This is a genomic window from Pseudomonas sp. GW821-FHT03E01, assembly GCF_059420765.1.
In genome coordinates this window covers 440,403-453,361 of sequence record NZ_JBWKUI010000003.1, presented here as the reverse complement: position 1 = coordinate 453,361, position 12,959 = coordinate 440,403, and the positions used below count along the sequence as shown (strand labels likewise).

14 protein-coding genes are annotated in these 12,959 nt (G+C 61.8%); 7 read left to right on the top strand and 7 right to left on the bottom strand.

Annotation, left to right across the window (positions count from 1 at the left end):
• The first annotated feature begins 131 nt into the window (after window positions 1–131).
• Window positions 132–1,451 carry an Nramp family divalent metal transporter gene (locus tag AC07VO_RS07670; RefSeq protein ID WP_086945471.1) on the top strand — a complete coding sequence of 440 codons (1,320 nt, stop codon included), beginning with the start codon at window positions 132–134 and terminating at the stop codon, window positions 1,449–1,451.
• A 16-nt stretch (window positions 1,452–1,467) separates the two neighbouring features.
• Here AC07VO_RS07670 and AC07VO_RS07665 read toward each other — a convergent pair whose 3' ends face one another.
• Complete coding sequence (locus tag AC07VO_RS07665; RefSeq protein WP_018928067.1) at window positions 1,468–2,364, bottom strand: LysR family transcriptional regulator; 897 nt, start codon at window positions 2,362–2,364, stop codon at window positions 1,468–1,470.
• Window positions 2,365–2,474: 110 nt separating this feature from the next.
• Here AC07VO_RS07665 and AC07VO_RS07660 point away from each other — a divergent pair, with 110 nt between their 5' ends.
• Window positions 2,475–3,077 carry an NADPH-dependent F420 reductase gene (locus AC07VO_RS07660; protein ID WP_018928066.1) on the top strand — a complete coding sequence of 201 codons (603 nt, stop codon included), beginning with the start codon at window positions 2,475–2,477 and terminating at the stop codon, window positions 3,075–3,077.
• A gap of 192 nt (window positions 3,078–3,269) precedes the next feature.
• On the opposite strand, the gene AC07VO_RS07655 is transcribed toward AC07VO_RS07660, so the two are convergent.
• The 3 genes from AC07VO_RS07655 to AC07VO_RS07645 are packed head-to-tail and all read right to left on the bottom strand — an operon-like array spanning window position 3,270 to window position 5,860.
• Complete coding sequence (locus AC07VO_RS07655) at window positions 3,270–4,448, bottom strand: acetyl-CoA C-acetyltransferase (protein ID WP_018928065.1); 1,179 nt, start codon at window positions 4,446–4,448, stop codon at window positions 3,270–3,272.
• Window positions 4,449–4,459: 11 nt separating this feature from the next.
• The gene (locus AC07VO_RS07650; RefSeq protein ID WP_018928064.1) at window positions 4,460–5,125 is read right to left on the bottom strand and encodes a CoA transferase subunit B; all 666 of its coding nucleotides are present in this window, start codon (window positions 5,123–5,125) and stop codon (window positions 4,460–4,462) included.
• A 36-nt stretch (window positions 5,126–5,161) separates the two neighbouring features.
• Window positions 5,162–5,860 (bottom strand): CoA transferase subunit A, encoded by a 699-nt coding sequence (locus AC07VO_RS07645; protein WP_018928063.1) that lies wholly within the window; start codon window positions 5,858–5,860, stop codon window positions 5,162–5,164.
• Window positions 5,861–6,008: 148 nt separating this feature from the next.
• Here AC07VO_RS07645 and AC07VO_RS07640 point away from each other — a divergent pair, with 148 nt between their 5' ends.
• The gene (locus AC07VO_RS07640) at window positions 6,009–6,902 is read left to right on the top strand and encodes a LysR family transcriptional regulator (protein WP_019649313.1); all 894 of its coding nucleotides are present in this window, start codon (window positions 6,009–6,011) and stop codon (window positions 6,900–6,902) included.
• A gap of 106 nt (window positions 6,903–7,008) precedes the next feature.
• On the opposite strand, the gene AC07VO_RS07635 is transcribed toward AC07VO_RS07640, so the two are convergent.
• Window positions 7,009–8,055: a class I SAM-dependent methyltransferase gene (locus AC07VO_RS07635; protein ID WP_086945472.1), complete on the bottom strand. Its 1,047-nt coding sequence runs from the start codon at window positions 8,053–8,055 to the stop codon at window positions 7,009–7,011.
• A gap of 299 nt (window positions 8,056–8,354) precedes the next feature.
• On the opposite strand from AC07VO_RS07635, the gene AC07VO_RS07630 reads away from it, so the two are divergent.
• Complete coding sequence (locus AC07VO_RS07630; protein ID WP_086945473.1) at window positions 8,355–9,191, top strand: HvfB family MNIO-type RiPP peptide maturase; 837 nt, start codon at window positions 8,355–8,357, stop codon at window positions 9,189–9,191.
• Window positions 9,184–9,942 carry an HvfC family RiPP maturation protein gene (locus AC07VO_RS07625; protein ID WP_086945474.1) on the top strand — a complete coding sequence of 253 codons (759 nt, stop codon included), beginning with the start codon at window positions 9,184–9,186 and terminating at the stop codon, window positions 9,940–9,942. The genes AC07VO_RS07630 and AC07VO_RS07625 overlap by 8 nt, the downstream gene beginning before the upstream one ends.
• A gap of 71 nt (window positions 9,943–10,013) precedes the next feature.
• Here AC07VO_RS07625 and AC07VO_RS07620 read toward each other — a convergent pair whose 3' ends face one another.
• Window positions 10,014–11,324, bottom strand: coding sequence for an ATP-binding protein (locus AC07VO_RS07620; protein WP_086945475.1), 1,311 nt, complete (start codon window positions 11,322–11,324; stop codon window positions 10,014–10,016).
• Window positions 11,321–12,061 carry a response regulator gene (locus AC07VO_RS07615; RefSeq protein WP_026286577.1) on the bottom strand — a complete coding sequence of 247 codons (741 nt, stop codon included), beginning with the start codon at window positions 12,059–12,061 and terminating at the stop codon, window positions 11,321–11,323. The genes AC07VO_RS07620 and AC07VO_RS07615 overlap by 4 nt, the downstream gene beginning before the upstream one ends.
• A 317-nt stretch (window positions 12,062–12,378) precedes the next feature.
• Here AC07VO_RS07615 and AC07VO_RS07610 point away from each other — a divergent pair, with 317 nt between their 5' ends.
• Window positions 12,379–12,642, top strand: a complete 264-nt coding sequence (locus AC07VO_RS07610) for a DUF2790 domain-containing protein (RefSeq protein ID WP_019649304.1) — start codon at window positions 12,379–12,381, stop codon at window positions 12,640–12,642.
• A 50-nt stretch (window positions 12,643–12,692) separates the two neighbouring features.
• Window positions 12,693–12,923 (top strand): hypothetical protein, encoded by a 231-nt coding sequence (locus tag AC07VO_RS07605; RefSeq protein ID WP_086945476.1) that lies wholly within the window; start codon window positions 12,693–12,695, stop codon window positions 12,921–12,923.
• Window positions 12,924–12,959 lie beyond the last annotated feature (36 nt).

The following is a 12,959-nucleotide window of genomic DNA, read 5'->3' as shown; positions in this document are numbered from 1 at the left end:
TGTGTGCCGGTCACGTTAGCATTGCGGGCGATGGATTGCTTAAGGCGGTCTCTGCGCAAGCGTTGAGCGCCCTACACCCGGGGGCGCGAAACGTCTAAGCTGCGCGCTCCCACCTGTTGACGGATGCTTGCGTGAAATTCAGTTTGCCCAAAGTCGGCACCGCGCCGTTTTGCCCACCGGAAGTGGCCGGCACGGTTGCCGTTGACCCTGGTGCTTCGTTCTACAAGCGCGTTCTGCGTTTTGCCGGCCCCGGTTTGCTGGTGTCCATCGGCTACATGGACCCGGGCAACTGGGCCACGGCCATCGAGGCCGGTTCGCGGTTTGGCTACAGCCTGTTGTTCGTGGTGTTGCTGGCGAGCATGGCGGGGATGGTGGTGCAGTGTTTGTGCTCGCGTCTGGGTATCGCCACCGGGCGCGACCTGGCGCAGTTATGCCGGGAGCGCTACAGCACGCGGACCGCACGGACCCAGTGGCTGCTGGCGGAAATTTCGATCATCGCCACCGACCTCGCCGAAGTGCTCGGCTGCGCCCTGGCGTTCCACTTGCTGTTGGGCTGTTCGCTGACGTTTGGCATCGCGCTCACCGCGTTCGACACGTTGCTGGTATTGGCCCTGCAAAACCGGGGTTTCCGCCGGTTGGAGGCGATCATGCTGGTGCTGGTGGGCACTATTGGCGCGTGTTTCTTCGTCGAACTGCTGCTGATCAAACCCTATTGGCCGGATGTCGCTCGCGGTTTCACACCGTCACTTTCGGTGATCGGCGATGCGGCGCCGTTGTACCTGGCCATCGGCATTCTCGGGGCCACGGTGATGCCGCATAACTTGTTCCTGCATACCTCGATCGTGCAGACGCGGATGATCGGCAAAGACCTGGCCAGCAAGCAGGACGCGGTCAAACTGGCGCGCATCGACACCATCGGCTCCCTGGCCCTGGCACTGCTGGTCAACGCGGCGATCCTGATTCTTGCTTCGGCGGCCTTCCACAAGACCGGGCACACCGACGTGGTGGACATCCAGGATGCCTATCACTTGCTCGATCCATTGGTGGGCGGGGCGTTGGCCAGCGTGTTGTTTGGTGTGGCGTTGCTGGCGTCGGGGCAGAGCTCGACCTTCACCGGCACCATCGCGGGCCAGGTGATCATGGAGGGCTACCTGAACCTGCGCTTGCCCTGCTGGCAACGGCGCTTGATCACTCGCGGGCTGGCGCTGATCCCGGCGTTTATCGGCGTGTGGCTGATGGGCGACGGGGCAATCGGCAAACTGCTGGTGTTGAGTCAGGTGGTACTCAGCCTGCAACTGCCATTCGCGTTGTACCCGTTGATTCGCATGACCAACGATCAGACGCTCATGGGGCCGTTTGTGAATCGGCTGCCAACTCGGGTGTTGGCGTGGGGATTGTTTACGGTAATCAGTGCGGCCAACAGCTGGTTGATTTTGCAGTTTGTGGGCTGAGTCATTCTTTTGATCTTCACCCCCGCTCAAACGCCTCAACCAGATAATCGATAAACACCCGGGTCTTGGCCGGCATCAACGTGCGGCTCGGGTAATACAGCGAGATCGATCCCGCGTCGGCATGCCAGTCCGGCAACAAGCGCAGCAGTTCGCCGTGCTGGATATGGGCGATGACATCGGGCGACACCAGCAGCGTCACACCAAGGCCGAGCAGGGCCGCTTCACGCATGGCGGCAGGGTCATTGAGCACGATGTTTTCACTCAGCTCGGCGCTGGCTTCATTGCCCACGCTATCCCGCATCACCCATTGGCGCACCCGCCCGGTGCGAATGCCGCGCATCACAATGCCGTTGTACTGAGCCAGGTCCGCCGGGCTGCTGGGCAGGGTGCGTCCGGCCATGTACGCCGGTGAGGCCACCGCCACCACATCCGCCGCTGCCAATGTCCGCGAGACGACCCCGGGTGTCAGCTCGAAACCGCCGCCGATGGCGGCGTCATACCCTTCGGCGATCAGATCGACCTGGCGGTTTTCAAAGTGCCATTCCAAGCGAATCAGCGGGTAGCGCGCCAGAAATTCCGGTAACAGCGGCAACACGTGGTCAATGCCGAACGTCGGCGCCAAGCTGACCTTGAGCACCCCCGCCGGCTCCCCGCGATCACTGGACACCGCACTGATCGCCGTCTGCAGCGCCTGCAGATTGCCGCCGATGCTGGCCAGAAAGCGTTCGCCGGCTTCGGTCAGTGACAGCTTGCGGGTCGAGCGCTGGAACAGCCGCACACCGATATTGCGTTCAAGCATCGCCACGTTGCGGCTGACGGCGGCGGGCGTCAGTGCGAGCAACCGTGCGGCGGCGGAGAAGCTGCCGGTTTCAGCGCTGCGCACGAAAGATTCGAGGTTGGCGAGTGTTTCCATCTCAGACACCTGATATTGATACTTGAAGATCATTCAACTCATTACCGTCTAATAAAGTAGTAATGGCAAGCGCAGTATTCACTCCACCAACCCACTACGGAGTGAACACCATGAGCACTATCGGAATCATCGGCGCCGGCGCCATCGGCACAGCCTTCGCCAAAGCATTGTCCCGTCAGGGCATTGAAGTCGTCATCGCCAACAGCCGCGGCCCGGAAACCCTGGCCTCACTGGTGGAAGAACTCGGGCCGACGGCGCGGGCCGGCACCCGTGAAGAAGCGGCCGCGCAGCCGATCGTTCTGGTCGCGGTGAACTGGTCGAAATTGCCAACGGCACTGGCCGGATTGCCGGATTTCGGCGGGCGGATTGTCATCGACGCGAACAATTCGATCGAGGCGCCATCGTTCAAAGCGGTGGATTTGCAGGGCCGTCCGTCCAGTGAAGTGTTTGCCGAATGGGTACCTGGCGCGCGGGTGGTCAAGGCCTTCAATCACCTTCAAGCGCATCTGCTTGAGAGTGATCCGGCGGCGGAGGGTGGGCGGCGAGTGTTGTTTCTTTCTGGTGACGATGCCGAGGCCAAGGCTCAAGTGGCAGCGCTGATCGAGCGATTGGGCTTCTTTGGAATCGATCTGGGCGAACTGAGTGTCGGGGCGCGGCTGGTGCAGTTCCCGGGCGGTCCGTTGCCGGTCTTGAACCTGGTGAAATTTGCCTGAGGGCCAGAGGTTTCCAGCCGTTGTGGTGAGGGGACTTGCCCGCGAAAGCGGTGTGTCAGGCGACATCAATGTTGACTGTGCCGCCGTCGTCGCGGGCAAGCCACGCTCCCACAGGTAACCGAGTGCTCTCGGGAGAATGCGGTCACCTGTGGGAGCGAGCCTGCTCGCGATGAACGACAACGCGGTCTCGGGCTAGCGCTCGATCGCCAATGCCACGCCCTGACCACCACCAATGCACAGGGTGGCCAGGCCTTTTTTGGCGTCACGCTTGATCATCTCGTGCAGCAAGGTCACCAGCACCCGGCAACCCGACGCTCCAATCGGATGACCCAGGGCAATCGCGCCGCCGTTGACGTTGACCTTGCTCAGGTCCCATTCCAGGTCCTTGGCCACCGCCAGGGATTGCGCGGCGAAGGCTTCGTTGGCCTCGATCAGCTCCAGTTGATCGATGGACCAGCCGGCCTTGTCCAGGCAACGACGGGTGGCGCTGACCGGGCCGATGCCCATGATCGCCGGGTCGACGCCCGCGTTGGCGTACGCGGCGATTTTCGCCAGCACCGGCAGGCCGAGGGCCTTGGCTTTCTCTGCACTCATCAGAATCACCGCGGCGGCGCCGTCGTTCAGCGAAGAGGCGTTGCCGGCGGTCACCGAGCCGTCCTTCTTGAAGGCCGGTTTCAGCTTGCCCAGAGACTCGGCGGTGGTGCCGGCACGCGGCTGTTCATCGGTGGCGAAGGCCAGTGGATCGCCCTTGCGCTGGGGGATCAGGATCGGGGTGATTTCATCGACGAAACGCCCGGCTTCGATGGCGGCCACGGCTTTTTGTTGCGAGGCGGCAGCGAAGGCGTCCTGGGCTTCACGGCTGATGCCGTACTTGTCCACCAGGTTCTCGGCGGTGATGCCCATGTGGTAATCGTTGAACGCATCCCACAAACCGTCGCTGATCATCGTGTCGACGATCTGGCTGTGGCCCATGCGCAGACCGGTGCGGGCGCCCGGCAGCACGTAATTGGCCAGGCTCATGTTTTCCTGGCCACCGGCGATGATCACCTCGGCATCGCCGCAGCGAATCGCCTGCGCCGCCAGGTGCAGCGCTTTGAGGCCCGAGCCGCAGACCTTGTTCAGGGTCATGGCCGGTACGGCGTGGGGCAGGCCGGCCTTGATCGCAGCCTGGCGCGCAGGGTTTTGCCCGGCGCCGGCGGTCAATACCTGGCCCATGATCACTTCATCGACCTGCGCCGGGTCCAGATCGGTTTGCGCCAGCAACTGGCGGATCACCGCAGCACCGAGATCAACCGCGGACACATTGGCCAACGCGCCCTGGAAACTGCCGATGGCAGTGCGAGTGGCAGCAACAATCACAACGTCTTGCATGGACGGATTCCTCACTGGGCAGCGAACTGCATTTCCGGGACGTGGTCAGGCACGATCAGTTTGCCGGCGGTCTTGGCGACGATTTCCTCAACGCTCACGCCTGGTGCGCGTTCCTTGAGAATGAACGCACCGTTGTGGATTTCCAAGTAGGCCAGGTCAGTCAGCACGCGTTTGATGCAACCGGCGCCGGTCAGCGGCAGGCTGCAGCGCGGCAGCAGTTTCGACTCACCGTCCTTGGAGGCGTGGGTCATGGTGACGATGATGTTGTCCGCACCGGCCACCAGGTCCATCGCGCCGCCCATGCCCTTGACCAGTTTGCCGGGGATCATCCAGGAGGCGATGTTGCCTTCGACGTCCACTTCGAACGCGCCGAGTACGGTCAGGTCGATGTGGCCACCACGGATCATCGCGAACGATTCGGCGGAGGAGAAAATCGACGCGCCGATACGCGCAGTCACGGTTTGCTTGCCGGCGTTGATCATGTCGGCGTCGACTTCGGCGTCGGTCGGAAAGGCGCCCATGCCGAGCAGGCCGTTTTCCGATTGCAGCATGACTTCCATGCCTTCGGGGATGTAGTTGGCGACCAGGGTCGGAATGCCGATGCCGAGGTTCACGTAGTAGCCGTCCTGCATTTCGCGGGCGACGCGCTGAGCCATTTGTTCGCGGGAAAGTGCCATTGTTGTTATTCCTTCATTCGGTCCGGGGGCAGGGGATCACTTACGCACGGTGCGCTGTTCGATGCGCTTTTCGAACGTGCCGCAAATGACCCGGTCGACGTAGATGCCAGGGGTGTGGATCTGCGACGGGTCCAGCTCGCCGGGTTCGACGATTTCTTCGACTTCGACCACGGTGATCTTGCCGGCGGTGGCGGCCAGCGGGTTGAAGTTCTGGGCGGTGTGGCGATAGACCACGTTACCGAAATGGTCGGCTTTCCAGCCTTTGACGATGGCGAAGTCACCGGTGATGGATTCTTCCATCAGGTACTGGCGACCTTTGAATTCGCGCACTTCCTTGCCTTCAGCGACTGGAGTGCCGACGCCGGTGGCGGTGAAGAACGCCGGGATGCCGGCACCGCCTGCGCGCATTTTCTCGGCGAGGGTGCCTTGGGGGGTCAGGACGACTTCGATTTCGCCTTTAAGCAGTTGGTCTTCGAACAGTTTGTTCTCGCCGACGTAGGAGGCCACCACTTTGCGGATCTGCCGGTCCACCAGCAGCACGCCGAGACCGAAACCGTCGACGCCGCAGTTGTTGGAGACCACGGTGAGGTCACGGGTGCCCCGGTGCTGGATCTCGGCGATGAGGTTTTCCGGAATCCCGCACAGGCCGAAGCCGCCGGAGATCACGGTCATGCCGTCTTCAAGACCGGCCATCGCTTCCTCATAGGAATACACGCGCTTGTCGAACCCTGCCATATGCACCTCTTTTATTCTTTGTGGGCGGCTGGCTAGCCGGATGGGGAGGGAGTGTCTCGCCACAGGATTTATTTGTTAAGTTGATTTTTAAGGTTGATTGATAGATAAAACTCACCAATGAGTGCGCGCTACGTTGGAGACAGTGGCCATGACCGTTAAACAGATCCGCGCCTTCCTGGCCGTGGCCCAGAGTTTGAGCTTTGCCGTGGCTTGCGAACGGCTGCACCTGTCCCAGTCGGCGTTGAGCCTGACCATCAAGGCGCTGGAGGAGGGCCTGGGTGGGCGCCTGTTCACCCGCAATACCCGCAACGTCGCTCTGACCGCCGAGGGTGAATCGCTGCTGCCATTGGCCCGTCGGTTGATTGCGGATTGGGACAATGCCGAGGATGAACTGCGCCAACGCTTCACCCTTCAGCGTGGCCGCGTGACGCTGGCGGCGATGCCGTCGTTTGCCGGCAACCTGCTTCCGCCGATCCTCAAGACCTTCCGCGCGCGTTATCCCAAGGTCAACGTCACGGTGAACGACGTGATCAACGAGCAGGTGCTGGAAATGGTCCGCGACCGCCAAGTGGAGCTGGGCGTGGCGTTTGAGCCGACCCAGAGTTCGTCACTGCAATTTACCCCGTTGTACATCGACCGGTTTGTGGCGGTGGTGCCGCTTGATTCACCGCTGGCGGACTTGGGCGATATCGATTGGCAGACCTTGCTCAAGGAACCGTTCATTACCTTGCAGCGACCGTCCACGGTGCGGGTGATGCTCGAAGAGCATTTGCAAGCGCGGGGCATGAAATTGCCGGTGGAGTTTGAAAGTCATCAGTTGGCAACGGTCGGGCGGATGGTGGCCAGCGGACTGGGCGTGAGCGCGGTGCCAGCGTTGTGCGCCGGGCAGATGCGCGAGCTGGGCGCGCGTTGCATCACCCTGCGCGACCCGGTGGTGGAACGGGCGATCGGGGTGCTGACGACGGGGCAAGAACTGTCGGCGGCGGCGCAGGCGTTGTTCGATATTCTCAAGGCCGAAAACCTGGGTGAGCGTCTGAGCTGATCACGGTCACCTGTTGAAATGGACTGTGGCGAGGGGGCAAGCCCCCTCGCCACAAAAGCACACCCCGACAGGGTGGGTTTAGCCTGCCTGGGTGATGCGCCTACCCTTATTTACGCGCCTCCAGAATCAGGTTGAACGGCGTTTCCGTGGCTCGCCGGAACTGGGTGAACCCCGCCTCGGTGAAGACCTTGCGCAACCGTGCCTCGCCTGCCTGGGCACCGAGCCCGAGGCCGACCTCCTGGGACAGCGAGTTAGGTGTGCAGATAAAGGTCGAGGCGGCGTAGAACAGCCGTCCCACCGGGTTGGCGTTCTCGTCTAGCGTGTCGTTGGCGAAGGGCTCAACCAACAGCACCGTGCCGTCGGGTTTGAGCGATTCATAGGCATGCTTTGCGGCGCCGACCGGGTCACCCATGTCGTGCAGGCAGTCGAAATAGCAGATCAGGTCATAGTCGTCGCCCGGATAGCTCTTGGCGGTGCCCTGGAAGAACCGCGCCCGACCGGACACGCCACCTTCTTCGGCGCGCTGGGTGGCGACGGTGATCGAGGGCGCGTGGTAATCAAAACCGACGAACCGCGACTCGGGGAAAGCCTGAGCCATGATCACGGTCGAGGCGCCGTGGCCGCAGCCGATGTCTGCCACTTTCGCGCCAGCCTCCAGTTTGGCGACCACCCCGTCGAGGGCCGGCAGCCACTCGCTGACCAGATGCGCCTTGTAGCCTGGGCGGAAGAACCGCTCGGTGCCGCTGAACATGCACGGATGGTGATCGCCCCAGGGCAGGGCGCCGTTGCCGCGCATGGCGTTGACCAGTTTGTCCTTGTCATGAAAAAACGACGCAACCACCGCCATACCGCCGGCCACATAGACCGGTGAGTCTTCGATCGCCAGCGCCAGGGCTTGCTCTTCAGGCAGGCGGAACTGGCCGTCGCGGTGTTCCATGTAACCGGAGGCCGCGTGGGCGCTGAGCCATTCACGCAGCAGGCGGGTGTTGCAGCCGGTCTTCGCGGCGAGTGTTTCGGGGGTGACGGGCTGACTGTCGGCCATGGCCCGGTACAGGCCGAGTTCTTCGCCGAGGATGACGTTGGCGAGCATCGCCGCGCCCCCCATGTCGCTCACCAGTTTGCCCATGAAATCATTGAGTCTGGCCTCGTCCATCTTGTGTGCTCCTTCAGCAGGATCACGGCCCGCAGGCATTGTTTGTCGAGGCATGCGCCTGTGGGCGGTGATCGTGGGAATGAACAGGACGATAACCGCGTCCTGGCTCCCCCCGCGGGGGGTAATCAACAAGTCTAGTTCGTGTATCCCTCTGTATCTGGCTGCCTGTCCGATACAGTGCGCTGAGAATAGGGGTGTTTGCGCACACAGACCCGACACACCGAGGCGCTTGACTGGGCCTGCCGGCCGGCACTGATTTTCAGGCGCTGGAGACCGGATCCCAGGATGAGATCGACACCATGCAAATTCCCCTTACATCTGCGCAGGCGACCGTCGGGCTAGGCTTGCGCCGCGGTTTGATGAAGGACCTGCAAGCGGCCCCGGCGGGCGCTTTCGATTTTCTGGAAGTCGCGCCGGAAAACTGGATTGGCATCGGCGGCGCGCATGGCGCGGCGTTTCGTGCCCTGGCCGAGTGTTATCCGTTGTCCTGTCACGGCTTGTCCTTGTCGCTGGGCGGATCGGCGCCGCTGGACGTCGGGTTTCTGCGGGAAGTGCGGGTTTTCCTCGATCGCTACAAAGTGCCGCTGTACAGCGAACACCTGAGCTACTGCAGCGATGACGGGCATCTTTACGATCTGCTGCCGTTGCCGTTTACCGAGGAAGCGGTGCATCACGTTGCCGCCCGAATTCGTCAGGCACAGGACATTCTCGGTCGGCGTCTGGCGGTGGAAAACGTCTCCTACTACGCCGCGCCGCAGCAGGACATGGACGAATTGACGTTCACCAACGCAGTGCTGCGCGAAGCCGATTGCGACCTGCTGCTGGACGTCAACAATGTCTACGTCAACTCGATCAATCACGGTTCTGATCCGCAAGCGTTTCTGGCGGGCATCGACACGGGGCGAGTGGTCGCGATGCATGTGGCGGGGCATTTCGACGAATCCGACACCCTGAAAATCGACACCCACGGCGCCTCGGTCAAACCGGTGGTCTGGGCTTTGCTGGCCGAGGCGTATGCGCGGTTCGGCGTACAGCCGACGCTGCTTGAGCGGGACTTCAACTACCCGGCGTTCTCTGAACTGGTGAGCGAGTTGCAGACCATCCGCCGACTGCAGCAGGAGGCTAACCATGGATAAGCCGACGCTATATCAGCAGCAAGACACCTTGACTCGTTACCTGCGCGATCCCGACCACTGCGCACCGCCTGCCGGGATGGACGTGGCACGGGCGCAGGTTTATCGCGACCTGGTGTTCTCTAACCTGTCGTCGTTGCTCAGCGGCACCTTTCCGGTGTTGGTGAGAATACTGGGGGACAGTGACTGGCGTTCTCTGGTGCGGATCTTCCTGCGGGACTACCGCGCTCAAACGCCCAAATTCGGCGAGATTGCTCAGGAGTTCGTCGAGTTCCTCGCATCAATGCCTCAGGCGCTGAACGATGGGCCGTGGCCACCGTTCATGGTCGAGCTGGCGCATTACGAATGGGTCGAAATGGCCCTGCAACAATCCGACGCTGAGCCGTTGCCGGCCAGTGATGCTGGATTGCTGCTGGATCAACCGTTGCAGGTTTCACCACTGGCCTGGCCGTTGGCCTATGGCTGGCCGGTGCAAAAAGTGGGGCCGGATTACCGGCCGCAAGTGCCACCGACTCAGCCGACGTTGCTGTTGGTGCGTCGGGCTGAAGACTGGAGTGTGCGCTTCTCTGAACTGAGCCCGTTGGCGTGGCGGTTGTTGCAGCGGATCGGGGAATTTCCTCAACTCGATGGTCGGTCGCAACTGGAAGGGCTGGCGGTGGAGGCGGGGATGGCCGGGTCGCAGGCCTTTATCGACAGTGGAATGGCGTTGTTGCGGCAGATGCATGGGGAGGGGGTAATCGGTATAGCGGCCTGACCGTACGCAATCCCCCAAACACCAATCCCCGTGGGAACGGGCAAGCCTGCTCCCACTGGGGTTGGCGGTGCTTATTGGGGCTTCGGTAACTTGAGCTCCGCACACAACCCACCGTCCACGCGATTGCTCAAGGTCAGCGCCCCGCCAATCGCCAGCGCCAATTGCTGGGCAATCGCCAACCCCAACCCGGTCCCGCCGGTGCTGCGATTACGCGAATTCTCCACGCGGTAGAACGGCTGCATCACCTGGGCCAATTGCTCTTCGGCAATCCCCGGCCCTCGGTCCATGACCTTCACCGACAAGCTGCCGTCGGCCTTCGTTTCCACCCACAACTCAGCCGCGCCAGCGAATTTCAGCGCGTTGTCTACCAGGTTCACCAGCACTCGCCGCAAGGCATGGGGCCGGGTGTCGATGACTGCGGCGCTTTTGCCGCCCAGCTGCACGTCTTTGCCCATGTCCTGATAGTCGAACACCAGGCTGTCGAGGAACGAATCCAGATCGGTGCGGCGACTTTCCTCGGTGGCGCCATGGATGCTGCGGGCGTAGGCCACGCCTTCGCGCACCAGGTGTTCCATCTCGCCGAGGTCATTCCACAGTTTGTCTTTTTCGCTGGAGTCGTCCATGAATTCGGCACGCAGTTTCATGCGCGTGATCGGGGTTTGCAGGTCGTGGGAAATCGCCGCCAACAGTTGCATGCGCTCCTTGAGATACGCCGCGATGCGCGCCTGCATGGCATTGAATGCCCTGGCGGCGTAGGCGACTTCGGTCGGGCCTTTTTCGTCGAGGTGCACGGCGTGGGTGTTGGGGTCGAGGGTTTCCACGGCTTGGGCGAGGCGGGTGAGCGGGCGGATGGCGATTCTCACGGCCAGCCAGGTGCAGGCGATCAGCAGCGCCAGTTGTCCCAGTAATACCGCCGGTAACCACGGGGACAAAGGCACCATCGCGGGGCGCACGTCGATCGTGACGGGGCTGCCGTCCTTCAGTTTCAGATGGGCCTGGAAGTGTTTCTTCGGGCCGGGGATGTTGGTAAAAGTCAGCGGATACTCATGGCCGATGGCGTCCTGAATCGAGGGGACTGCAATCGGCACATCGCTGGGCGCCATCGGTGTGCCGGGCGAACCTTCATTCAGCAGATAACCATAGTTGGTGCGTTCCAGGCGCTGCAGCCAGCTCGCTCGTTCGTTGGCGGGCAAGCGGTCGAGGATGGCGAGGGAGGTCGAAACGTCGGTTTCCAGATTGCCCAACATCGTATTTTTCGCACTTTCATAACGCTCGTAGTACTGCGCGCCAAAGGACAGCGCCTGGGCGAGGATCAGGCCGATCAGGAAAATCAGCGACAGCCGCGAGGCCAGCGTGCGGGGCCAGTGCAGCGCAAGGTTCATGACGGCGCACCGAGCACTTCCACCGGCAGGGAAAACACATAGCCTTCGCTGCGTACGGTCTTGATGTAGGCCGGTTCCCGGGCGTCGTCGAGCAGGCGCTGACGCAAGCGGCTGACCAGCAAATCGATGGAGCGGTCAAACAGGTCGGCGTCGCGACCTTGAGTCAGGTTGAGCAACTGGTCGCGATTGAGCACCCGCTGAGGATGATCGAGGAACACCCGCAGCAAACGGTATTCCGCGCCGCTGAGGGCGACCATGGTGCCATCCTGATCCAGCAGATGCCGGGCCGAGGTGTCCAGGCGCCAGCGACCGAACGCCAGCAGGCGACCGCTTTCGGTGATCACCAGATTCGGCGGCAGCATCCGCGTACGGCGCAGCACGGCGTTGATCCGGGCGAGCAGTTCACGGGCGGCGAACGGTTTGACCAGGTAGTCGTCGGCGCCCATTTCCAGGCCGATGATGCGGTCGGTTTCATCGTTGCGCGCGGTGAGCATCAGCACCGGCGTGGCCTTGTGTTTGCCGGCGCGCAGCTCACGGCAGAGCAGCAGGCCATCGTCGCCCGGCATCATGATGTCGAGCACGATCAGGTCCACCGGCGTGGTCTCCAGAAACGCGCGCATCTGCCGTCCATCCGCCACCACGGTGGTGCGCAGGCCGTTCTTCTTCAGGTAATTGCCTACCAGTTCCCGGATCTCGCGGTCATCGTCCACGATGAGAATGTGATCGACGTGTTCCATGGTCGCCATGCCTCTTGAGTAGGAGTTTTCGCGCAGTCTACCGAGTCAAGGCTCGCTCGCCCGCAGCGGTTTGTATTGCAGTGTATCTGGCCTGTCGGCGGATACACGGGGACTCAAAAACAGCCGGTTTCAGGGGTTTTGTATCGCTGTGTATCGCCGGCCGGTGCTGATACATAGCAATTTACTCGCGCCTGTTCCAGACACAGACGGGATACCTCTCGGGCTTCTAATGGCTTCCATCGAGGCAAACCCAAACCGCCTCGGCCCCATCAACGATTTGGCAACGATTGACCCATTGAAGCCCCGAGGAAACCACCATGAATACCAAAGCCGTCTACGCCGCCTGCCTGTTTGCCGCCCTGAACATCTGCACCTTGTCGGCCCGGGCCGAAGCCAATGTCACCCCGCAAACCTACACCTATGGCACGCACCTGGACATCCAGAAAGTGCTGTCGATGAAAGAGGACGCCACGCCTTCCTGCGGGATTGTGAATGCGCGGATGACCTACCTGGATTCCCAAGGCAAAACCCAGGCCCTTGATTACCGCAAATTCGCTGACAACTGCAACGAAGACAACTGAGTCCTTTGCTCACCCGTTATCAATCCCTTTTTTGAAACAGGAATAACTCCATGAACAACGTCACCCGCTTTTTGACCGCCATCGTCTTTTCCGTAGCCGGCGTCGCCGCCCATGCCAACGCGGCTGTTGAACAGAGCAGCTGTGGCAGCAGCACCTGCTTCCAACTGACGCCGCTGGTGGCTGAGGATGGTTCCAGCCGCACACCGCAGGGGCAATTGCTTGCAGAGAACGGTTACAGCCGGACGCCACAGGGCCAGCAGTTGGAAAACCAGATGGCTTGAAGCCAGGCACTGTTCTGATGAACTCAATATTCCCAG